The 20,811-nt window shown below is 34.1% G+C and carries 23 protein-coding genes; 8 read left to right on the top strand and 15 right to left on the bottom strand.

From position 1 onward, the window contains the following. Nucleotides 1-51: 51 nt before the first annotated feature. The 3 genes from fumC to PQF83_RS03370 form a co-directional block, all read right to left on the bottom strand. On the bottom strand, nucleotides 52-1,440 hold the full coding sequence (fumC, locus tag PQF83_RS03380; RefSeq protein ID WP_000456628.1) for a class II fumarate hydratase: 1,389 nt from the start codon (nucleotides 1,438-1,440) through the stop codon (nucleotides 52-54). A gap of 254 nt (nucleotides 1,441-1,694) precedes the next feature. Continuing rightward, nucleotides 1,695-3,098 (bottom strand): Na+/H+ antiporter NhaC, encoded by a 1,404-nt coding sequence (nhaC, locus tag PQF83_RS03375; protein ID WP_000843974.1) that lies wholly within the window; start codon nucleotides 3,096-3,098, stop codon nucleotides 1,695-1,697. Between the two features lie 332 nt (nucleotides 3,099-3,430). Then, nucleotides 3,431-4,090 (bottom strand): class I SAM-dependent methyltransferase, encoded by a 660-nt coding sequence (locus PQF83_RS03370; protein ID WP_001104685.1) that lies wholly within the window; start codon nucleotides 4,088-4,090, stop codon nucleotides 3,431-3,433. Between the two features lie 253 nt (nucleotides 4,091-4,343). Here PQF83_RS03370 and PQF83_RS03365 point away from each other — a divergent pair, with 253 nt between their 5' ends. Beyond that, nucleotides 4,344-5,309 carry a DMT family transporter gene (locus tag PQF83_RS03365; protein ID WP_033671993.1) on the top strand — a complete coding sequence of 322 codons (966 nt, stop codon included), beginning with the start codon at nucleotides 4,344-4,346 and terminating at the stop codon, nucleotides 5,307-5,309. 16 nt (nucleotides 5,310-5,325) lie between these two features. Beyond that, the gene (locus PQF83_RS03360) at nucleotides 5,326-5,997 is read left to right on the top strand and encodes a GntR family transcriptional regulator (protein WP_002163700.1); all 672 of its coding nucleotides are present in this window, start codon (nucleotides 5,326-5,328) and stop codon (nucleotides 5,995-5,997) included. Nucleotides 5,998-6,053: 56 nt separating this feature from the next. Here PQF83_RS03360 and fbpA read toward each other — a convergent pair whose 3' ends face one another. Then, nucleotides 6,054-6,224: a Fur-regulated basic protein FbpA gene (gene fbpA / locus PQF83_RS03355; RefSeq protein ID WP_000098302.1), complete on the bottom strand. Its 171-nt coding sequence runs from the start codon at nucleotides 6,222-6,224 to the stop codon at nucleotides 6,054-6,056. 194 nt (nucleotides 6,225-6,418) lie between these two features. After that, nucleotides 6,419-7,318, bottom strand: a complete 900-nt coding sequence (locus PQF83_RS03350) for a cation diffusion facilitator family transporter (protein WP_000510072.1) — start codon at nucleotides 7,316-7,318, stop codon at nucleotides 6,419-6,421. 189 nt (nucleotides 7,319-7,507) lie between these two features. Between PQF83_RS03350 and PQF83_RS03345 the strand changes: the two genes are divergently transcribed. Further along, on the top strand, nucleotides 7,508-8,581 hold the full coding sequence (locus PQF83_RS03345; protein ID WP_000825336.1) for a WD40/YVTN/BNR-like repeat-containing protein: 1,074 nt from the start codon (nucleotides 7,508-7,510) through the stop codon (nucleotides 8,579-8,581). 39 nt (nucleotides 8,582-8,620) lie between these two features. Here the strand turns inward: PQF83_RS03345 and PQF83_RS03340 are convergent, their stop codons facing one another. Together PQF83_RS03340 and PQF83_RS03335 are read right to left on the bottom strand one after the other, a co-directional pair. Continuing rightward, entirely contained in the window at nucleotides 8,621-9,727 is a 1,107-nt protein-coding gene (locus tag PQF83_RS03340) for a DUF4179 domain-containing protein (protein WP_000653152.1), read from the bottom strand. Further along, nucleotides 9,724-10,290, bottom strand: a complete 567-nt coding sequence (locus PQF83_RS03335) for a sigma-70 family RNA polymerase sigma factor (protein WP_000840044.1) — start codon at nucleotides 10,288-10,290, stop codon at nucleotides 9,724-9,726. The genes PQF83_RS03340 and PQF83_RS03335 overlap by 4 nt, the downstream gene beginning before the upstream one ends. 264 nt (nucleotides 10,291-10,554) lie before the next feature. On the opposite strand from PQF83_RS03335, the gene asnB reads away from it, so the two are divergent. Then, the gene (gene asnB / locus PQF83_RS03330) at nucleotides 10,555-12,378 is read left to right on the top strand and encodes an asparagine synthase (glutamine-hydrolyzing) (protein ID WP_000334039.1); all 1,824 of its coding nucleotides are present in this window, start codon (nucleotides 10,555-10,557) and stop codon (nucleotides 12,376-12,378) included. 41 nt (nucleotides 12,379-12,419) lie between these two features. On the opposite strand, the gene PQF83_RS03325 is transcribed toward asnB, so the two are convergent. Continuing rightward, complete coding sequence (locus tag PQF83_RS03325; RefSeq protein ID WP_002163702.1) at nucleotides 12,420-13,247, bottom strand: protein phosphatase 2C domain-containing protein; 828 nt, start codon at nucleotides 13,245-13,247, stop codon at nucleotides 12,420-12,422. 124 nt (nucleotides 13,248-13,371) lie between these two features. On the opposite strand from PQF83_RS03325, the gene PQF83_RS03320 reads away from it, so the two are divergent. The 3 genes from PQF83_RS03320 to PQF83_RS03310 are packed head-to-tail and all read left to right on the top strand — an operon-like array spanning nucleotide 13,372 to nucleotide 14,992. Beyond that, nucleotides 13,372-13,782, top strand: a complete 411-nt coding sequence (locus PQF83_RS03320; RefSeq protein WP_000651920.1) for a MarR family winged helix-turn-helix transcriptional regulator — start codon at nucleotides 13,372-13,374, stop codon at nucleotides 13,780-13,782. Then, nucleotides 13,766-14,095, top strand: a complete 330-nt coding sequence (locus PQF83_RS03315; RefSeq protein WP_000545628.1) for a DUF3147 family protein — start codon at nucleotides 13,766-13,768, stop codon at nucleotides 14,093-14,095. The genes PQF83_RS03320 and PQF83_RS03315 overlap by 17 nt, the downstream gene beginning before the upstream one ends. A gap of 60 nt (nucleotides 14,096-14,155) precedes the next feature. Next, nucleotides 14,156-14,992 (top strand): alpha/beta hydrolase, encoded by an 837-nt coding sequence (locus tag PQF83_RS03310; protein WP_001997188.1) that lies wholly within the window; start codon nucleotides 14,156-14,158, stop codon nucleotides 14,990-14,992. Between the two features lie 18 nt (nucleotides 14,993-15,010). Here the strand turns inward: PQF83_RS03310 and PQF83_RS03305 are convergent, their stop codons facing one another. From PQF83_RS03305 to ucpA, 7 genes are all read right to left on the bottom strand, one after another. Beyond that, nucleotides 15,011-15,382 carry a hypothetical protein gene (locus PQF83_RS03305; protein ID WP_000461770.1) on the bottom strand — a complete coding sequence of 124 codons (372 nt, stop codon included), beginning with the start codon at nucleotides 15,380-15,382 and terminating at the stop codon, nucleotides 15,011-15,013. Between the two features lie 89 nt (nucleotides 15,383-15,471). After that, nucleotides 15,472-16,047 carry a histidine phosphatase family protein gene (locus PQF83_RS03300; RefSeq protein WP_000208295.1) on the bottom strand — a complete coding sequence of 192 codons (576 nt, stop codon included), beginning with the start codon at nucleotides 16,045-16,047 and terminating at the stop codon, nucleotides 15,472-15,474. A 158-nt stretch (nucleotides 16,048-16,205) separates the two neighbouring features. Next, nucleotides 16,206-16,847, bottom strand: a complete 642-nt coding sequence (locus PQF83_RS03295; RefSeq protein WP_001239358.1) for a DUF3885 domain-containing protein — start codon at nucleotides 16,845-16,847, stop codon at nucleotides 16,206-16,208. A 50-nt stretch (nucleotides 16,848-16,897) separates the two neighbouring features. Then, nucleotides 16,898-17,989, bottom strand: a complete 1,092-nt coding sequence (locus tag PQF83_RS03290; protein ID WP_001023517.1) for a serine hydrolase — start codon at nucleotides 17,987-17,989, stop codon at nucleotides 16,898-16,900. A 98-nt stretch (nucleotides 17,990-18,087) separates the two neighbouring features. Then, nucleotides 18,088-18,723, bottom strand: coding sequence for a cupin domain-containing protein (locus PQF83_RS03285; protein ID WP_000098971.1), 636 nt, complete (start codon nucleotides 18,721-18,723; stop codon nucleotides 18,088-18,090). A gap of 159 nt (nucleotides 18,724-18,882) precedes the next feature. Further along, nucleotides 18,883-19,044 (bottom strand): hypothetical protein, encoded by a 162-nt coding sequence (locus PQF83_RS03280; RefSeq protein ID WP_000109006.1) that lies wholly within the window; start codon nucleotides 19,042-19,044, stop codon nucleotides 18,883-18,885. Between the two features lie 211 nt (nucleotides 19,045-19,255). Further along, complete coding sequence (ucpA, locus tag PQF83_RS03275; protein ID WP_000517016.1) at nucleotides 19,256-20,050, bottom strand: SDR family oxidoreductase UcpA; 795 nt, start codon at nucleotides 20,048-20,050, stop codon at nucleotides 19,256-19,258. 198 nt (nucleotides 20,051-20,248) lie between these two features. Here ucpA and PQF83_RS03270 point away from each other — a divergent pair, with 198 nt between their 5' ends. Continuing rightward, on the top strand, nucleotides 20,249-20,695 hold the full coding sequence (locus PQF83_RS03270) for a YfmQ family protein (RefSeq protein WP_000214587.1): 447 nt from the start codon (nucleotides 20,249-20,251) through the stop codon (nucleotides 20,693-20,695). Nucleotides 20,696-20,811 lie beyond the last annotated feature (116 nt).

Raw genomic sequence — 20,811 nt, 5'->3', positions numbered from 1 at the left:
TTACAGTAATAAAAAAACCAAGATTCTAAACAAAGAATCTTGGCGTTTTTATTACTCTTTCGGAGCAATCATTTTTTTCGGATCGACAATTTCATCAAATTGTGCTTCTGTTAGTAATCCAGATTGCAATGCTGCTTCTTTTAAAGTTAACCCTTGTTTATGAGCATGCTTCGCAATTTTCGCTGCATTTTCATATCCGATATGCGGATTTAATGCTGTAACAAGCATTAATGAACGATTCACATTCTCTTTAATGACTTCTTCATCTGCTTCAATACCAACTGCACAATTATCATTAAATGAAACAATTGCATCTGCTAATAAGTGAGCAGATTGTAAGAAGTTATATGCAATAACAGGTTTAAATACATTTAACTCAAAATTGCCTTGGCTCGCTGCAAATCCGATTGTTGCGTCATTTCCCATCACTTGTGCTACAACCATCGTTAACGCTTCACTTTGCGTTGGATTTACTTTACCTGGCATAATAGAGCTTCCTGGCTCATTTGCTGGAATAATAATTTCTCCTAGCCCACTACGTGGACCACTTGCCAGCCAGCGCACATCGTTAGCAATTTTCATTAAATCCGCTGCTAATGCTTTTAATGCCCCATGCGTATATACAACTTCATCATGACTCGTTAATGCATGGAATTTATTTGGTGCAGAAATAAATTGCTTACCTGTAAATTGGCTAATTTCCTCAGATACCATCTCACCAAATTTAGGATGGGCGTTTATACCTGTTCCAACTGCAGTACCACCAATCGCAAGCTCTTTCATATATGTATTGCTCTCTGCAATCATACGCTCTGTTTTTTCAAGCATACGGTGCCATCCACTAATTTCTTGTCCTAATGTTAACGGTGTCGCATCTTGTAAATGTGTACGACCAATTTTTATAATATGTTCAAATGCTTTTACTTTTTCTGCTAACGTTTCTTTTAATTTCGTAATTGCTGGTAACACGTGATTTTCTACTGCGAGTACACATGCTACATGAAGCGCAGTTGGGAAAGTATCATTTGAACTTTGAGACATGTTCACATCATCATTCGGATGAATATGTACGTCAAATCCTTTCTCTTTCAAAATTTGATTCCCTCGGTTTGCAATTACTTCATTCACATTCATGTTTGACTGAGTACCACTACCTGTTTGCCATACGACAAGTGGAAAATGTTCATTCCATTTCCCTGCTATCACTTCGTCAGCTGCTGTCACAATTGCTTCTGCTTTTTCTTCTGATAGCTTTCCTAATTTTTTATTAGTAAGTGCTGCACTCTTCTTTAAAATGGCAAATGCTTTTACAATTTCAAGCGGCATTTGCTCTGTTCCAATCGGGAAGTTTTCTTTACTACGTTGTGTTTGTGCTGCCCATAATTTATCAGCTGGAACTTTAATTTCTCCTAATGTATCTCTTTCAATTCTGTACTCCATGTTTTCATCCCCTTGAAAATATAATACCTACATTTCTTATAATAACAGACTTCCCTTTAAATGATAAGAATTCTCACTCATATAAATAGATATTTTATATTTATTTTAAAAACTCCTCTTGACCTAAACTTAAGTTTAGGTTGTATTCTTTCCTTTGTAACCTACTATAACAATACTGGAGGAATTCAATATGAAAAAGTATGTTTTCATAATAAAAAATCACCTTCTACAACACGTAGAAGGTGATTTTTTATTTATGATGCTTCTTTTCCTTTTTCAGCATCATCTACATACCAAATGAACTTGCCTGTATATCCGTAAATAACTGCTAAAATTAACGATACGAAACTTAACCACATAAATGGAATGTATGATATCGTCGCAACACCTAAAATACCAGCCATAAAAATACCGTTATCCGACCATGGAACCATACCTGAAGTTAATGTTCCACCTACTTCTGAGTTACGCGCTAATACGCGGCGGTCGATTTTTAGTTTATCATAACTTTCTTGCATAATTTTCGGTGTTAAAATAAGTGATACGTACATCGCACATCCAAATATGTTCGCTAAAAATGCAACGATTAATGTAGATAATGTTACATTACCAGCAGAATTTAATTTCTTTTCGAATTTTGATACGATTACTTTTAAAACACCTAATTTTTCAAGTAATCCACCAAACCCTAAACCGAAAATAATTACGGCTACTGAACCGAGCATACCGTTAATTCCGCCACGGTTTAATAACTTATCGACAAACTCAACGCCTGATTGAATTGAGAATCCGTTATATGCTGTTCCAATTGCGTCTCCAAAGTGCATTCCTTGGAAAACAGTTGCCCAAATTGCGCCAAGTAAAGCTCCCATTGCAATTGTAGGCATAGAAGGCTTCTTCATTGCTAATAGGACAATGACAATAATCGCCGGAACTAACATCCATATTTTAATATCAAAGTGTTTTAATAATGATTCCTTTAAAAATTCTACTCGATTTAAATCTACGTTATCTCCGCCATACATCCAACCAGCTACAGTAAACATAATGCTAGTAATAATATACGCTGGAACGTCTAATACAAGCATAGCTCGTACGTGTGCAATAACATCTACTTTTGCCATAGATGCTGCAAGTACTGTACTATCAGAAAGTGGCGATAATTTATCCCCGAAATAAGCACCTGAAAGAACTGCACCAGCAACAAGTGGTAATGGTAACCCAAGACCTTCACCAATCGCCATCATAGCAATACCTGCTGTTCCTACCGTTCCCCAAGATGTTCCTGTTGCGATAGAAGTGATCGAACAAATAATTAATGTTGCTAATAGGAATATACTAGGGTGAATAAATTCTAATCCATAATAAATTAATGTTGGTACTATCCCACCAGCAATCCATGTTCCAATTAAAGCACCTACTGCAACTAAAATGAGTATTGCTTCTAATCCGTTAGAAATCCCTTTCGTAATTGCATCTTGCAATTCTTGATAACGAAATCCTAATCTTAATCCAAGCGCAATTACTAAAAACCATGAAATAAATAGCGCTAATTGAATTGGGAGATCAAAAATCGTTTGGAAGGAAAAGACAACAGCAAGAAATAATAATAAAAGAACTATGATTTCTAGCATCGATGGTAATCTTACACTTTTCATTTTTTTCTCTCCTTACAAGTCGATAACATGACGTGTGTCGTCTTACATGTATGTAATATACAATTAGCGAAGACAAAACAAAATTTTCATATTATTTCGATTTATTTTTCCAGTATAATATATTGGACACCTTTTCTATTGTAAAAGTAGATGCTACTTTTCGCAATGGAAAATATAAAAAATGTTACATTTTTTATATTTAACAATCAAAGAGTAACTTTTTTAATATTTGCCAACATAAAACTTTTTACTATTATCCTCACCGTTTAAAGGAATATCATTATTCCCCACACAAAAAAGCACGCATCATTCAAATGATGCATGCTCCACTTTTATTTATACATATTTTGTATTTCTTCTTTATTTTTAAGTATTTCCACAAACTTATCGCTACAACCTTTCGGAAATAATACGCCGAGTCCATATGAATGCTGGAACTGAAAATGAGGGTGCTTTGCTGTGACTTCATCCCAAAACTTATACACGCCGAAGTTTCGATCTTTCACCTCAATATCATGAAATAACACAATACCGTTATTCGCAAGTTTCGGTAACCATGTTTTATAATCATGAGAAACTGCTTCATACGTATGATAGCCATCAATATGCAACAAGTTTATCGTTCCATCTTGAAATTGATCAACAGCCTCATCAAAAGTAGATCGAATTAAATTACCTATATTGGGATAGCTCATTTTCACCACTTTATCTACGATTTGGAAAACACCTTCTCCATATGGACCTGTATGCCCGTCTCCAGTCCAAGTATCTACAGCATAACATTTTGTAGATAATCCCCCATCCTTTACCCCTTGACAAAAACTGAAAAAAGAAGCGCCTAGATGTGTACCTAGCTCAACTAATATTTCTGGTTTTTCAAATCTTACTAAATCGTATGCGAACTCCAAATGCCCAAGCCACGCAGTATTCGCACGAATAAATGGACTAAAATTATCAAATTCAAATGTTGGTTTATGAGTAACCCAGTTCATCGCGTATCTCCTTCTACACATATTTTTAACAAACCAAATTACTCTTATCTTTATTTTTTTATCCTGTTGATTATGATTTAATTTTATAATTTTATCTCTCTTTATTTAACCTACTCACTTGTATCGTAAACGTAACTGAAAATACTATAATTCCTACTTCACAGTACAGAAATTTCAGTTTATTTTTCATTCATTTCGTGATATATTGCATATTGTATACAATATATTTTCTGGAAGGAGGACTCTCTACATGATGGATCCAAATCGTTTACAAGGAATCATTATGGTTGTCATCGGTGCTTGTTTATGGGGCTTGTCCGGAACAGCTGCACAACAACTTTTTCAATATGACAATATTTCTACTGAATGGTTAGTTACAATTCGATTGCTTATATCGGGCGTTATCTTGCTCATTATTTCATCATTCGGAACGAGAAAAAAAGAAATATTCAGCATATGGAAACAAAGATCTGATGCTACTAAAATGATATTGTTTGGCCTATTCGGTATGCTTGCTGTACAATACACGTACTTCGCTTCTATTAAAGAAGGAAATGCTGCCGTTGCAACATTATTGCAATATTTAGCTCCTATATTTATTACTGTATACTTACTTTTCAAATGGAACGTTCGTCCATCAAAAATTGATTTTATTTCAATTGCCCTTTCATTAGTAGGCACTTTTCTCTTACTAACAAACGGGTCTGTGCATAACTTAGCTGTTTCTACACCAGCTATTATTTGGGGGATTTTATCCGGATTATCTCTTGCTTTTTATAGTTTATATTCAAAAGAATTACTAGATAGATGGTCTTCCTCAGTTATCGTTGGATGGGGCATGATTATTGGGGGTATTGGTGTAACGATTGTACACTTTATTTCTACGAAAGAATTTATTTTATTATCAACTGTGAAATATGTAAAATTAAGTACTCTACCGCTCATCACATTTGTCGTCATTTTTGGGACACTTATTGCCTTTTATTTATACTTAGACAGCATACGATACTTAACCCCGAAAGAAACGACATTATTCGGTTGTACAGAACCACTCGCAGCTATTATTTCTTCTGTACTTATATTACATGTACCATTTCAATCTTTTCAGTTATTAGGGGCCCTTTGTGTCATTGTAATGGTGCTTATCTTAAGCCAAAAACCGGATGAAGGGAAACCCGAATTAAAGCTTGTTCATGAGAAAAAGAAAAATATACAATGAAAGGATTGAATTCACTATGCCTATCCCTCAAAATAATAAAAAACTAGGAAGAGTTTCAGCAAAATCACTCGTTTTAAATCAACTACAAGATTGGATTATTGAAGGTGTACTGAAGCCCGATGAAAAAATTAATGATGGGGAACTGGCTGAAGCACTAGGAGTAAGTAGAACACCTGTAAGAGAAGCACTTCAAATATTAGAGCTTTCTGGATTAGTGGAAATGGTACCTGGGCAAAAAACAAAAATTGCTCCTATTCAGTTAGACGACATACCTACTATTTATGAAACGATGGCTGGTCTTCACTCTATTATAGGTAAGCAAGCACTTCAAAACATTACAGACGCTGATCTGAAGCTACTTTCTGAAATAAATGATGACTTTCAGTATTCTATAGAGAAAAAAAACGCAAAACAAGCTTTAGAATTAGATATACAATTTCACAATGCAATTTCTTCTATTGCTAAAAATCAATATATTGAACCCTTTCTAGAAAATATGCAACTTCACGTTTTACGCCTTGAATATTTATTTTTCCAAAACTTTGTTCCAGCAAGTCAATCTATTGATGAACATCACGCTATCATTCAAGCACTGCAGAAGCAGGATGAAAAACAAATGGAACAAATGATGACTCAAAACTGGCTCCGTCCAATGAAAGAAATACAAAAAATAATTTCTACGAAATAGAAAGAGAGCTGGCTACATAAAATCGTAACCAGCTCTCTTTTTACTAATATATATAGTTATGCCTGAATATTTGCATAATCTTCCATATCTTCGTATTCTTTTTCCAATTCCTCTAAAGACAGCTCGTATAATTGTCGATCGCGAATTTTAAACACACCTGCTCCAATTAACTCATCAATTAAATGCCTCTTACGATTTTCAACAGCAAAACGGAGTTGACTACTCATCTTTTAAAAAAACTCCTTTCTACGATTATTGAAAATGATAATCTTTATCAATTACCACTTTTGATTATAAAAGATGACTCTTTATAAGTAAAGTAATTTCATGAAATATTTACCTTACAAAGTATTTGTGGCCACATTATATATATGTATGCCGCGCGAAAAATGTTATGACACTTTTTCTTATCCTTTTTCTTTCATACTTTGCAAGTTGTCTCACTATGATGAAATTCACCATCTATTTCTACTTGAATGGTGACATGTTCTACATGAAACTTCTCTTTTAATACTTCCGTAGCCTCTTTTAATACACTTTGTGTTTCATTTCCTTTAATAATCAAGTGGCAAGTTAATACTTGAAAATCCGATGTGACAGACCATATGTGCAAATCATGAACTTCTTTTACAATCGTAATATTTAACAATGTACTTTTTACCTCTTCAACATTTATGTTCTGCGGTGCACCTTCCATTAATATATGGACCGTATCACGTGTTACACGCCATCCACTAATAATGACTAAAATAGACACAAGAATACTAGCAATCGCATCTGCAGCAGTCCATCCGAAAAATTTAATAAGTAACGCAGCAATTATCGCTCCGACTGATCCTAATAAATCGCCTAATACGTGTAAGAAAGCACTTCTTAAATTTAAATTACCCTTCACATCTCCGCCTCTCATTAATATCCCAGCTGATAAAATATTAATAAGCAGACCAAGTACAGCAATAATAAGCATCCCATTACTAGCAATCTCAACTGGCTCTTTAAAACGGCGAATTGCTTCAATAAAAATGTATATTGAAATGACAATAAGGACAACACCGTTACATAATGCCGCTAACATCTCGACTCGCTTATATCCATATGTTTTCGCAGTTGTTGCTGTTTTTTCTCCGAGTTTAAACGCAAGTAAACTTAAAGCTAAAGATACTGCATCACTTAGCATATGCCCCGCGTCAGATAGTAGTGCTAAGCTATTTGTTACAAATCCCCCAATAACTTCAGCAATCATAAAACTTGTTGTTAGTAAAAATGCAAGTAATAACGCTTTCTTATTATTAGAATTACCATGATTATGTGAATGCCCCATACTAATGCTCCTTTAAGGATAATATCTGTACATTAGTATGAAACAAACTCCCCATCTTTATCCCGCTTCCTCTGTATAAACACTTCGCTACATTTCAAACAAGTCCTTTTTCTCAACAAAAAATAAGACTACTTCTTTTTCAGCTTCATATTGTTTACTAATGAAAGAATTTTTAAGGAGGTTACGAAAATGAAACGTTTATTTCTCTGTATGGAACGTGAACTTGTTGTAGTGAAAGAACGATATGGTAACTATGAAGCGGCGTATCACTTACAAAATATGCAACCTACCTGTATCGCTGTTGATCCATTTCAAAAAAATCGTGTATATTGCGGCACTTTTGGACGAGGTCTCTGGTTAAGTGACGATAGCGGAGTTTCATGGAGACCAATTGGAGATTCTTATCGTTACTTTGATTTTCCAAAAGAAGATGGTATTTTACATTCTTCGATCACTTCCATTACGATAAGCCCGAATGAACAAGTTAACGGATATGGCGTCGTTTATGTCGGCACAGAACCGAGCGCTTTATTCCGTTCAGAAAATGGTGGGGAAACGTGGACGGAACTAAAAAATATGAAATCATTATTATCTTCTTATACGTGGGCTTTCCCTCCTAGACCTTTTACTCATCACGTACGCTGGATTACAGTTGATCCAAACAATCCAAATACAATCTACGTTTCAATCGAAGCTGGTGCCGTTATTCAAAGTAACGATAAAGGGCATACATGGATTGATAAAAAATTCGGTGCTCCTATCGATGCTCATCAATTACTTATGCACCCTGAAGCCCCAAATCGCCTTTATGCATCATGTGGTGACGGATTTATGGGCGGACCTGATCGCGCATATCTTGAAAGTTATAACAGTGGAAACAGCTGGATTTCATGTAGTGATGGACTTGAACATCATTATTTATATAGCATGGCTATCGATCCAGCTGATTGTAATACAATTCTCGTTTCTGCCGCACCGAGTGCAGATCTCGCTCATCACCGTATTCCTTATGAATCTTATATTTATCGTAAAACGAAAGATACTCCGTTCCAGCAAGTACAACAAGGACTACCATCTGCAATCGGTACAGTCATTTCGATGTTTGCGACAAACGAAGCCGAACCACATACATTTTACACTTTAAATAACAATGGCGTGTTTCAATCCAATGATAGCGGCGAATCGTGGGAACAACTAAATATTCCTTGGAAAGAGGAATATAAAACGCAGCATCCGCATGCATTACTTGTTACTACTCCTTAACGAAAAAAAGACTGCCTAATGTTTTAGGCGGTCTCTCTTTTATTTCTTTAAATCAATAACGATATCATCTAACACAAAATCTTTCTTTTTCGCTTCTTTTTTCGGTACTTCTATTTTCTTCTCTTTCCCATTCACATACTCCACTCCACCATGATTTTCAGGTGTATGAACTCGCAAGTGCACGTGAGGTGTAACGATAAGCTTTGTTGCATTTTTATTTAACTTTTGGAATGTGGAACTCCAACTACTTTTGTGCGGTTCTGCTACTGTACTAGTTCCGCCATTTCCTTCACCAGCATATTTATTTCCTAAATCATCTTTTATTTCTAATTCCACATCAGCGCTATCCCATATACTTCTTAATACTTTAGATTCTTCCTGATTGAAAAAAACGATAAATGACATCGGAGTTACTTCCATTTTGTCTATATTTACTTTTATTAATTCATTTTCAGAAACCCCATTAACCTTTACTTCTTTACTATCCATTGCTTTTAAACTAAGTGCGAAATTCCAGTTTCCCTTTATTACATTACCTTCATAATCCAACTCAATTGCCTCTATATCCCACCAAACATTTGCAACATCTAATCTTTCACTACCATGACCACTCATCGTAGTCATACCTACATATTTCCCCTCTCCAACTTTTGTAACGTTTGAACTACCTCCTCCGCCATCAAAGCCCATAACTTGCGGACTTCCAAATGGGAACGGTTTCTCTCCTAAATCTTTTTCGCTCTCAATAGAATATGTGATTGTAATAGTTCTACCATCGAACACAGCATCATTAATGGTAACCTTAACCCCATTACTCTCCCTCGTCATATTCAATTCAGTCGAAAACTCTTTATAATTTTCATATAACCCTGTTCTACCATTATCTAAAAATCGGAATATGTCACCTACTATTGGTAATCCTCCAGCGTATGTCGGAAATCCGATGCCAAGCATGGCAACCGATACGCCGACTAAAATAGATGCAGCAGCAACGCCTTTTTTCCAACTTTTCATCTTTTTCTTCGTACGCATCGATTGTTTTACATTGCGCTTTACTTTTTCTTTTTCAATTTCAGAAGCCTCAATTTCCTCAAGTTCTTTCTCATCTATATCAATATCATTTAATAGTTCATAAATGTCTTTCATATGACACTACCTCCAAAACTAATTTTCGTAGCATTTTGTTGTAGTTTCTTTTTTCCACGATACACACGATTATCTATCGCTGCCCGAGTTAACCCTAACTTGTCTCCTATTTCTTCTGTCTTCATACCAAGAAGATATTTCATAATGAACACCTTTTGATCTAACGGTTCTAATTGATTAATAAGCTTCAATAACTCTTCCCTATCTTCCATAACGATTAATTCATCTTCTGCTGACTTTTCCGTACTCATATGAAACTCATCCGAAATAATCTCTACTTTTTTAGTTGCCTTCCGGTAATAATCAATCGCCTTAAATTTCGCAATTGCCGCAATCCATTTTTTAAAATCATTTGGTTCTCCATGAAATTTATTTGCGTTATTCCATATGGAAAGAAATATATCGTTTACACATTCCTCTATGAGTCCATCATTTTGAACTGGAAGAAGAACTTTGTGGGTTATCCCTTTTATGAGCGGTAAGTATGTATCGACAACAAATTCTAGCGCATCTTCTTTTTGTCGCTGTAATCTTTTTATATAATTTTTCTCATTTGATTTCATGTAGCGATTCCCCTTATTTTTTTGTAAAAGCTTTTACACCCTATATAACGTCTAAAAAAATATTTTCTCTCATCTTTTTATTATTTTTTATATGTAATGGAATACTTTCCCTTAGCCATTGTCTCACGTAACTATGCGTTCAAAGAAAATTTTCTCAAGTCTGCAATTTGATTCATGTAGTACACTATTTATATAGTCATTCTTTAACTTAGTGTACATTTTATTTCGTTAACCTACTATTTAAAATTAGGAGATGAGATGTGTATGTGTGGAATTACAGGTTGGGTAAATTGGACTAAGGATCTTTCTAATGAACATGTTATTTTAAAAGAGATGGCAAATCGTATTCAGCATCGTGGTCCGGATGCTGAAGGATTTTGGTTTTCACCTCGCGCGGCCTTTGCACACCGGCGTTTAATTGTAATTGATCCAGAAGGCGGAACACAACCGAAGACATTTCGTGCTGGTGATTATACGTATGCTCTTACTTATAATGGAGAAATTTATAATTTCCGTGAGCTGAGAGAACAACTTAGGAAATGTGGTCATACATTTGAAACGCATTCAGATACAGAAGTGTTACTACATGCTTATTTAGAATGGAAAGAAGACTGCGTACAACATTTAAACGGCATTTTCGCTTTCGCCTTATGGGATGATCAGAAGCAACAACTGTTTTTAGCACGTGATCATTTAGGCGTAAAACCACTCTTTTATACAGAAAGAAATGACAGTATTATTTTCGGATCTGAAATTAAAGCATTATTAGCTCATCCATCTGTCCCTGCTGAAATTGATACGGATGGCATAAATGAAATATTTGGATTAGGGTTATTTCGAACTCCAGGATGTGGCGTCTTTAAACATATTCAAGAAGTGCGTGCTGGACATTCTATAACGTTTACACGTGATAAAAAAGTAGTTACGAAGTATTGGAATTTAGAAAGTAAGGTCCATACAGATTCTATAGAAGATACATCATCGCATATTTTATCTATTTTACAAGATACAGTAAAAAGACAATTAATTGCCGATGTCCCTCTCGTTTGCATGTTATCAGGAGGATTAGATTCTAGCGGTATTACTGCACTAGCGGGGAAAGAATTTGCTGCTGAAAATAAAACACTTCATACGTATTCCGTTGACTTTGTAAATAGTGCAAAAGATTTCGAGCTGACCTTTGCTCGCACAGGTTTAGACGCTCCTTGGGTAAAACGCGTTTCTGAACATGTAGGGACATCTCATCATGATATTATCGTGAATGCTGAAGAATTAGCAAATCACTTATTCGTTCCCCTCCGTGCAAAAGATTTACCGAGTGCTGGTGAAATGGAAACTTCACTATATTTACTATTTTGCGAAATGAAAAAAGATGCGACCGTAGCTTTATCGGGAGAATCTGCTGATGAAGTATTCGGTGGATATCCTTGGTTTCATCAAGAAGAATTACTATATATAGATAAATTTCCTTGGCTAACAAATTGGAAAAATACATCTCCTCTTCTACTACATGAAGTAAGTAACCAATGTAATCTAGAAAACTATATTGATACACGATTCCAAGAAGCAATACTTGAAGTACCTACTCTTGAAGGTGAAAGTAAAAAATCCGCGAAACAACGTCAAATGTTTTATTTATTTTTAACGAGATTTCTTCCGTTCTTACTTGACCGTAAAGACCGTATGAGTATGGCTGTAGGATTTGAAGTTCGTGTACCGTTTTGCGATTATCGATTAGTTGAATATTTATGGAACGTTCCTTTCAACATAAAAAGCATTGATAATATTGAAAAAGGCATTTTACGTAGAGCACTGAAACCTGCTTTACCTGACGATGTACGCAATAGAAGAAAAAGTGCGTATCCAACTTCACAAGACCCACATTATTTACAAAAAATTCGTCATTTATCACTCGACATGTGCAGTAATAAAAACAATCCTATTTTCTCACTTATTAATCATTCCACATTACTTGCTATTGCCGATCAGAGTAATAAAGAAATTAACAATTTCGAAGCAAGAAGTGCTATGGAATACATGCTACAAGTAAATGAATGGTTAAAAACGTATCACATCCATATTGCTTAAAAAAAGGAGTTCAAGGATAAAAACCTTGAACTCCTTTTATATTAATTAGCACATCGTTTATTTTCAGTGTCAATGGACCATCCAATAATTGTGGCACAATCTCTACCTTTCCACTGCAGTACATTTGTTAATACTGGCTCAATCTGTAAGCAACTTCCGTCGTGTAATATTTCTATTAAAGATTGGTCATCATCAAACCTTCGTTTATCACACTCTAAAATACCGTCCGTTGCCATTACGATGTGATTCATTCCTTTTTCTAATCCTCTTACACCTGACGTAAAGCAAGGTGTATTTGCTGCAAAAATATTTTTCCTACCGATATATTCGTAATTCTTCCGTTTATTTAATCGCCCTTTCCCATTCTTCGTTTTCTCAGAATGGAATAAATATGCGAAACAATTACCAACTGATAACCAATATAAAAATTCGCCTTTTCGCAAACATATTAAACATGCGAGTTCCTCATCATCTTGATCACATTTTTCAATAAACAGCTCATCTGTAAATAAAGCTAACAAATACATATGTGTATGATGAAAAGCTAAATGTATCGGGTAGGAAAATAACTCTTTTAGTTTCTCTTTTCTTTCCGAAATTGCTTCTACTATATAATCTATATTTTTTGTTTTGTGATGTGTATCAAAAATCATAACAAATTCAAATTGTAATTCAGGATCCCACCAAGCAAGCACCGCATCTCCTCGTTCATATGCATCACTCTCTTGATTTCCCCCATATACGCCGACTGAAAGAGGACCACATTTTTCAACATGTATTTCATCTACATACATCTGTTCATGACTCATCCATTTGAATGTATTCACAGCTATCATCCTCTCTCTTGCTAAATGTATACCTTTACACATAGATTACCTTATATTTCAATAAAAATAAACTTTTTCAACATTTTTTATCCAAATAAAAGGATTTTATTTCTACACTAACGAATATATCTTACTATACGATATAAAAACAGGAGGATTTATTATTATGAAAGACATCAATCAGCATTGGGAGAACATTTATTATCACTTACGATATGAATATGAAGACAATCTTTCTCACCAAGCTATTCGTATTTTACAAATCGTTTCTCGTGAGAAAGAAATAACAATTGGAAAAGTCGCTACTGAGCTTACTCTCTCTCATAACACAGCTTCTGAACACGTAAAGCGCCTTATTCAAAAAGGCTATATCATGAAAAAAAGAAACAAACAAGATGAAAGAGTTGTGAACCTTACTTTAACGAAAGAAGGCATTGAAGTATTAGAAAAGCATACTTTACTAGATAAAGAAAAGATAAAAATATTAGAATCGCAGTTATCGAAAGAAGAACAACAATTAATTGAAAAAGCTTTTTCATTATTAGCGAAGGAGGCAAAGTATGCATTTCCTCGTTAAAGTAATCGTTTCGGCACTTATTATCGGTGTTATTACTGAAGTAGCTAAACATTATAGTACGATTGGCGGGTTTATCGCTGCCCTTCCTCTCGTTAGTTTACTGAGCCTGTTTTGGATTTCTTTCGAAGGCGGGAACAAACAAGAATTAAATCAATTTGCTTTAGGTGTATTATATGGATTTCCTGCATCCGCACTACTATTATTTATCGTTTATATCGGTTTAAAAAACTCATTTGCACTTAGTACATCTGTCCTATTCGGTATAGGTGTCTGGTGTATTGTTTTCGCTTGTCAAAAATTACTTCAATCTTAGTTAGGAGGGTTTACTATTTATAAATTTGTAGAGGTATTGGGGCAAACTATAGAAGTATATATGAAAGGAAGTAGTAAACAAACTGTAGTCATTCAAACCGGAATGACTTGTTCATTTTATGATTGGCTTCCTATTATAGAAAAGCTTTCACAGCACTTTACAGTCGTTTCCTACCATCGCCCAGGTTACGGAAAAAGTGAACTAGGGAATTATTCACGTACTACGTTACAAGTAACAAAAGAACTTCATTTGTTGCTACAAAAATTGGATATTCACGAGCCAATCATTCTAATCGGTCATTCCTATGGAGGTTTATGTGCACAACATTTTGCGATGTTACATGAAGATAAGTTGCAAGCACTTATTTTAGTTGATTCTACATCCATGAACTTACACCGATTAGATGAACTTCATTTACCAATTTCTGATCAGACTGATTCGGATGATATGTGGCTTCAAAAATATAATACATACTCTAAAATGGATGTAGACATGCTTTCTAATGAACTAAAGCCAATACTCGCTAATCAATCAAGACAGTACATTGAATTTTCTACCTCTCCTACATTATATAAAGCGACAGCTTCTGAACTATCTACGTGGAAAAATTGTGCTCGCTCAATAAAAGAACTCTATAAAACATTAGAAGTACCTTTAATCGTTATCGGTAGAGACCCTCAATATTCTATTACTCAGTTGACTGAGGGCGGCATGCAAAAAGAGGAAGCGACACAACTTGAAGCAATGTGGCAAGAACTGATTCATGAACAATTACAACTCTCAATAAACAGCCAATATATACTTGCTGAACATGCTGGTCACGGAATAGAAAATGATCGACCAGATATTATTATTGAGGCTGTTCAATCTGTACGAATAAAAAAAGGAAGCAACTAAAGTTGCTTCCTTACTTATCTATTCATAATCTTCTTCATCATCGATTTCTTCGTAATACGCATTCCCATTACTTACATATATAGGACCATTCGCAACGTCAATACGTAATACCCATGCCCATGGCACAGCTAAACGCTTATGTATTGCTCGCCAAAAGCTCATTGATTTTCTTTCGTACTCCTGGAACTCCTGAAGTAACTCTTTGTAGGAGGAACCGTCTAACTGAATATTTGTTTCTAACAAACGAGAATGGGCATAGTACTGCAGCTCTAGCTCAGCAGCAATTTCCATTTCTTCTTCCGTTGCCATACCTATAATTGTTCCATCTGCTGGTGCAATTTCATATACGTTGTGAACTTCAATAAGCCCTTCTTTCTCTTTCTCAAACATGTAAACAGCCTCCTTTAACATATATTTTTTATGTTACAAAGTCATACTTCTACAATAACATCTCTCTTTCCTCTTTTTTTGATAAACTTTTACAAATTATTTATCTGATGACCCGTATTCTCTATCCTTTCGGCAGAAACTAAATCTTCATTATGAAAATTCAACTTAAATATATCAGGCATACGAATTGTTTTCCAAAATCGAAAATCATATTTTGAATCAAAATAATTCATGAGTAATACCATAATATTCCCATGAGTTCCTATTACAATATTCTTATCTTTATATTTTTTTAATATATTTTGCATACATATTACAGCACGCCTTTGCGCTACATCATTCGATTCTCCGCCTTCGTGTGCAAAATCCCAATCTTCCCACACCTTTTGGACTGCATCATTAAAATCTGTTACTGACTCTGAACTTAATAACCTTTCTCGTAAATCTTCTTCTATTTGTATCGATACATCATATGTATTCGCAATTCCTTGTACAGTTTGAATTGCTCTTTTGTACGGGCTAGAAATCACTACATCAATATGTCTATCTTTTAATAAGTGTGTTACATTCTCTGCATCCAATTGTCCTTTTTCAGATAAAGGTCGCTCCCGTTCTTCTTTTGTATAGGTAGAATGGGCATGGCGAACGAAATATATTGTTGTCATTTATTCATCTCCTTTTTCCGTTTCTACCCAAATTCAATACATTATTATCAAATCCCTTTACCTTTATAATAAGTGCTGTCAATTTTAAATGTTGATTTTCATATTAATAAAAGGGAAACACCCCATATGGTGTTTCCCTCATTTAAAATAGACTACATTCAATTAAATACTTTATCGATTTTATTTCGATCGTAATCTAATATCCAATCATTATATGTATGATACATATCCCTAATTGTATTAGGAGAGGTAGCTAATACATCACAACCTCTATCATCATAAATGTGAAATATAGTATTCTTGTTAACATTTATGAAATACACCATATGAAAAATACGCGGTTTGATTCCCATATCTTGATTACAAATTGCTTTTAGCATAGGAATATATTTCAAGTCTGAAACTTTACATTTCAAAGTAAATCTATGTGTTTTATACAATCCATCTTCATCATCTTCTGGAAAAACATAAGGGATTGTATTTTTCTGTAACTTAAACAAATCAGACTTCTCTTTTACATACTTAGAAAAGATATTCAATTTGTGTTTGAAAGTTTCACCGTCTGCAAAATCATTTACATCCACTACAATATAAATATCGTCTGTTTTGGAATGTAAAGACTGAAATAAAGTAATGGCTCTATTATAAACGCCTTCTAAATATGGACAGTTTTCATAAATATTAGTGCAATCATAGTTCACACCTAATTTAAAGCGAATACCAATATCCCCATTATAAAATAGAGGTGGTCTAAGTTCTAAATTTGGAAACGTTTCAAGCATATACTCCCTCAACCTCATCTCAACACCTACCTTTAATAGCATCTTGTTTACATAATAAAATTATTCTATTATAATTTTATTCTAAATTCCTCACTTGTTATAATGTCTCGAATAAAATAATCTATATTATTTCGCAGATTTTGATATGCAACTTGATCTTCTATATCGTTAAACATAATGACAACTTCTACTTTATTCCCTTTCTTATCTGTAGTATACAAGCTTTTTGTCAATACGAATGCGGTAGAACCACCTTTTTGACCAGCATATTCGAACTTACTATTTTTAACTGTTCCTTGGAAAATGTTCTCGATTTCTTCTTGCATTGATTTTGGAAAATACTTTCTACTATTCATCTTTTCCATTATACTCATATAATCTTTAGCGTTTGCACCCACTAATCGATCTGACCAAATTCGCTGAAATTCCATATCTACCTTTAATGGAATATCCCGTTTTTTCCATTCTTCTTCATCTTTCATCCATTCCTGTATTTGTAACACATGTTTATTATATTCATCTTTTGACATGTTACGTAACGTTTTTAATGACTGATTTTCTGGCACATGAAGTTCTTTTTCTACGTATCCTCTCATATATAGTGCAGCCGTATAAGAAGTAAACTTATCATGACTAGTAAGCTCTAACTCTTTTATACTCTCATTTACTCTTTCTATTCCAAGCTTATCTAACAAATATGTTGTATTTGCATTAGAACTATAATGAATCATGCCTTTAGCTACTTCTTCTAAATTAATCTGTCCATTTTTCACTAATTCTCTCTCTCTAGCATCTTCTAACCAGTCAGGATGTGCTCCACCATCAGTATCTTTAACGTAATATTTTTCTAGCTCGTGCAATGAAATTTGTTCATCACGACTTATTTTTCCTTCTGACACTTGCTTAGCAAATTCAACTGCTATTACGATTTTTGCCATACTCGCTAATGGCAATTTTTTATTTTCATTTATAGAAGTTAATACTTCTCCATTTCTTTTAATAAGTAATGAACATGTTTCATCTTCTTTATGTTCTTTTATGTACTTTAATACGTAATCAGGATCTTCTTTTGACAAATAGTAATTCATAATAACGAAGAAAGCTATAACAGCTACTATAATGACTCCTACAATTATTCCTATAACCTTTAATATGTTCACAATATACCCCCTCTAATACATTCCCTTCTATCTCATAATTATAACGAATTAAATTACAAAATTATACAAATAGAGTAACTCTTCCTAAAAAGAAAGAGTTACTCTATTTCACATGATGTTATTTGTCCATTTAACGTAACGACTATATTTGATTCGTCACTTTTTTTCACACTATTTATTCGATTTGAGTTAGTAGGACTAATTACAACTGATTCCTTAATTGGCGAAAGGTCCTTCTCTAATTTTTCTGCACTTACACCATATGCAGCTTGAAATACTTCTGGCGGTGTTAATCTAAGTATGTCTGATCCTTCTGCTGTTTCAAACTGATCGTTATTAAAGAACAAATGTAATTGCACTTCTTCTGTTACCGCTGTGATCCAATGCCACCATCCCATTGGAATAAAGACAGTTTGCCCCGCTTTCACATGATAATTTTGCAATTGATTCGTTTCGGGATTTAAGATGGATGTAACTGCTTCTCCTGATACTACAACATCCAATTCCCACGCATTCGGATGCCAATGTGGTTCCCGCATATGCCCTTTTGTCATAAATAAATCAACAAACGCACCACCTATCATTGCTGGTAACTGCGTTGACGTAACTTCATATGCAACGTTTTTCTCATTCCTCTTAAAAAAGATATTTTTTCGTGAATCAAAGAAAAGATTTGGAGTTCCTGAACTTTTCTTTAAATTTTTATTATCTGGAACATAACCTGAACTACTCATTTTATCCCTCTTTTCCACTCCGAACATTTCGGCTTTCACACTGTATCGTATGGAAAAAATGTATGAATGTGCCTATCATTCACATAACAAAAAAACATGCCTCATAATGAGAACATGTTTTGTGATATCCTTCACATTATTTAGCTAAAAATAAACCTTTTACTTACCATGATGTAACATTAAATCACTAAGTTCTTCTTCAATGTGATTTAATTTCGCAACGCCTTCTTTCCATTTGTGAATGTAACGTGAAACCCCAACGAAAAATAAAACGATAATTGTGGAAAGAATAATACCATACACGATTGTTACAGTACTCATAGTTACACTTCCTTATAATTAGTAATGTGGTTATTAGTTATATTTTTATTATAAACCTTTTTCTTTTAAAATACTTCAATTTCAACTTTTTGTAACAAAATTGATTTTTCTAATAATAATATTACATAACATGATAATGCTAGAAGAAATCTCTTTCAGATTTCTTCTAGCGTTATCATTCAAAGAACTAAAACTCTCATTCATAATCCTTTTACTTTACACCCACTGAAACCGTTTCTGGCAATGTACTACCACCATCAATGACAATGTGTGTACCTGTTATGTAGCTTGATTCATCGGATGCTAAAAAACCTGCTAACTGACCTACTTCTTCAATTTTCCCTAAACGTCCTAAAGGAACACCTGAAGCAATTCCATCGATTACATTACTCGGCTCATTTGGATCAGATTCATTTGCTATTTGCTCTGCCATTGGTGTCATAATGTAACCTGGACAAATTGCATTTACGGTAATATGATGTTTTGCAACTTCTCGTGCTAACGCTTTTGTAAATCCCCAAATTGCTGCTTTCGTCGTTGCATATGCAGTTTCACCTTCATCAGCAACCAATGTTCCTGTTACAGAAGACATATTCACAATCTTTCCGTAATTTTTCTCAACCATATATGGCAATACCGCTTTAGAAAAATTCCATACCCCATTAATATTTACTTGAAATTGAAAATCACGCATTTCATCTGACATATCTAAAAAATTTGCAAGTCGAATAACACCGGCGTTATTTACTAACACATCAATCTTTCCGTACTTCTCATATGCATCTTTCGCTACTTCTTTTACAGCATCCATATCAGCTACATCGACTACATAACTTGCAGCATCTAACCCTTTACTTACAATATTTTTGGCTGTCTCATGAACTGTCTCTGAAATATCAACAAGTAATACTTTCGCCCCTAGCTCTGCAAATACATGAGCAATTCCAGCTCCGTTCCCCATCGCAGCTCCTGTAACAAAAGCAACCTTACCATCTAATTTCCCCATTTCATAACCCCCTTATAATATATAGAAAGCTTCTACACTTTTATCATACCAAATATTCCCTCTCATTCTTTACAAAGCTCCATTTGTTAAAAAACGTTCAAAAACAGGAAAATTTTTCACAAATTATACAAAACTTCACCATATGTACTATTACCATATGAGTTATATTATTAAATAGAATAAAGGGGATGATATACTATGACGACTTGGTTTATTGTAATGTTAGTTGTATTTGGAGCATTTAAAATTATCGTTTCTAGCCTTCCTAACACTGTTATTGAATCCATTATTAGCAAGTACGAAACACATCCAAAACTTGAAGAAGAGAATGTGACTATTACAATTCACGGAAATAACGTAGAAGGCGAACAGAAATCAAAAATTATTCATGATTTTAACGAAGGTTTATTTTTAGATCGCTATTATGCACCACCCCATAATGAAGGCACTCCTTTAATTATCCATGCAAAACGTGGTAAAAAAGATTTCACATTTTATATTTACAGTCATGAAGAGCATGTTGATGTTGTAAAACAATATAAAAAGAAGGTAGTTGCTTATAGTTTACGCTCTAAAAATCTTCAAAATAGTGATATGTTCGTGTCAGCTGATTTGTATAGTGATAATAAAGTTATTGAATTTTGACTAAAAAAGATAAGAGGCTTACTACATTCTATATGCAGCAAGCCTCTTTAAAGTTGTTTCAAATTATATCCATCTGCTTATGTAATGCTTAAAAAACGAATAATAAAGTTGTTTAC

The sequence above is a fragment of the Bacillus sp. FF-1 genome (assembly GCF_028548245.1).
Taxonomy (GTDB): Bacteria; Bacillota; Bacilli; order Bacillales; family Bacillaceae_G; genus Bacillus_A; species Bacillus_A paranthracis.
Note: the sequence above shows the minus strand (reverse complement) of the source record. Positions and strands in the feature narration are given on the sequence as shown.

Excerpts from the sequence above, each read along its gene's own strand:
- fumC (WP_000456628.1), bottom strand. The coding sequence starts at position 1,440 with ATGGAGTACAGAATTGAAAGAGATACATTAGGAGAAATTAAAGTTCCA.
- nhaC (WP_000843974.1), bottom strand. The coding sequence starts at position 3,098 with ATGAAAAGTGTAAGATTACCATCGATGCTAGAAATCATAGTTCTTTTA.
- PQF83_RS03370 (WP_001104685.1), bottom strand. The coding sequence starts at position 4,090 with ATGAACTGGGTTACTCATAAACCAACATTTGAATTTGATAATTTTAGT.
- PQF83_RS03365 (WP_033671993.1), top strand. The coding sequence starts at position 4,344 with ATGGATCCAAATCGTTTACAAGGAATCATTATGGTTGTCATCGGTGCT.
- PQF83_RS03360 (WP_002163700.1), top strand. The coding sequence starts at position 5,326 with ATGCCTATCCCTCAAAATAATAAAAAACTAGGAAGAGTTTCAGCAAAA.
- fbpA (WP_000098302.1), bottom strand. The coding sequence starts at position 6,224 with ATGAGTAGTCAACTCCGTTTTGCTGTTGAAAATCGTAAGAGGCATTTA.
- PQF83_RS03350 (WP_000510072.1), bottom strand. The coding sequence starts at position 7,318 with ATGGGGCATTCACATAATCATGGTAATTCTAATAATAAGAAAGCGTTA.
- PQF83_RS03345 (WP_000825336.1), top strand. The coding sequence starts at position 7,508 with ATGAAACGTTTATTTCTCTGTATGGAACGTGAACTTGTTGTAGTGAAA.
- PQF83_RS03340 (WP_000653152.1), bottom strand. The coding sequence starts at position 9,727 with ATGAAAGACATTTATGAACTATTAAATGATATTGATATAGATGAGAAA.
- PQF83_RS03335 (WP_000840044.1), bottom strand. The coding sequence starts at position 10,290 with ATGAAATCAAATGAGAAAAATTATATAAAAAGATTACAGCGACAAAAA.
- asnB (WP_000334039.1), top strand. The coding sequence starts at position 10,555 with ATGTGTGGAATTACAGGTTGGGTAAATTGGACTAAGGATCTTTCTAAT.
- PQF83_RS03325 (WP_002163702.1), bottom strand. The coding sequence starts at position 13,247 with ATGTGTAAAGGTATACATTTAGCAAGAGAGAGGATGATAGCTGTGAAT.
- PQF83_RS03320 (WP_000651920.1), top strand. The coding sequence starts at position 13,372 with ATGAAAGACATCAATCAGCATTGGGAGAACATTTATTATCACTTACGA.
- PQF83_RS03315 (WP_000545628.1), top strand. The coding sequence starts at position 13,766 with ATGCATTTCCTCGTTAAAGTAATCGTTTCGGCACTTATTATCGGTGTT.
- PQF83_RS03310 (WP_001997188.1), top strand. The coding sequence starts at position 14,156 with ATGAAAGGAAGTAGTAAACAAACTGTAGTCATTCAAACCGGAATGACT.
- PQF83_RS03305 (WP_000461770.1), bottom strand. The coding sequence starts at position 15,382 with ATGTTTGAGAAAGAGAAAGAAGGGCTTATTGAAGTTCACAACGTATAT.
- PQF83_RS03300 (WP_000208295.1), bottom strand. The coding sequence starts at position 16,047 with ATGACAACAATATATTTCGTTCGCCATGCCCATTCTACCTATACAAAA.
- PQF83_RS03295 (WP_001239358.1), bottom strand. The coding sequence starts at position 16,847 with ATGAGGTTGAGGGAGTATATGCTTGAAACGTTTCCAAATTTAGAACTT.
- PQF83_RS03285 (WP_000098971.1), bottom strand. The coding sequence starts at position 18,723 with ATGAGTAGTTCAGGTTATGTTCCAGATAATAAAAATTTAAAGAAAAGT.
- PQF83_RS03280 (WP_000109006.1), bottom strand. The coding sequence starts at position 19,044 with ATGAGTACTGTAACAATCGTGTATGGTATTATTCTTTCCACAATTATC.
- ucpA (WP_000517016.1), bottom strand. The coding sequence starts at position 20,050 with ATGGGGAAATTAGATGGTAAGGTTGCTTTTGTTACAGGAGCTGCGATG.
- PQF83_RS03270 (WP_000214587.1), top strand. The coding sequence starts at position 20,249 with ATGACGACTTGGTTTATTGTAATGTTAGTTGTATTTGGAGCATTTAAA.